Source organism: Klebsiella sp. 1SOBk10mer (assembly GCF_046602535.1).
GTDB classification, from domain to species: Bacteria; Pseudomonadota; Gammaproteobacteria; order Enterobacterales; family Enterobacteriaceae; genus Klebsiella; species Klebsiella quasipneumoniae.
The window spans coordinates 1-213 of the sequence record NZ_JBKIUP010000088.1 but is presented as its reverse complement, the minus strand read 5'-3'; the positions used below and the strand labels follow the sequence as shown (position 1 = coordinate 213).

1 protein-coding gene is annotated in these 213 nt (G+C 47.4%); it reads right to left on the bottom strand.

All coding sequences use genetic code 11. The features are described 5' to 3' along the window. Positions 1 to 150: 150 nt before the first annotated feature. On the bottom strand, positions 151 to 213 hold a 63-nt coding region (locus ACLH1I_RS26755; protein ID WP_224236997.1), incomplete at its 5' end, for a hypothetical protein.

Genomic DNA, 213 nt, shown 5'->3' with positions numbered 1-213 from the left:
TATTTTACATCACCTCGGCAAAGTCCGGATCTATGGCTGCAATCGATGACCAGTAAAGCCACCACAACATATTTAGCTTGGCAAACAGGAGGCGACCATCTATGAATAAATCAGATTTCGGGTAAGTCTCCCCCGTAGCGGGTTGTGTTTTCAGGCAATACGCACGCTTTCAGGCATACCTGCTTTCGTCATTTTGTTCAGCGCTCGTACCAG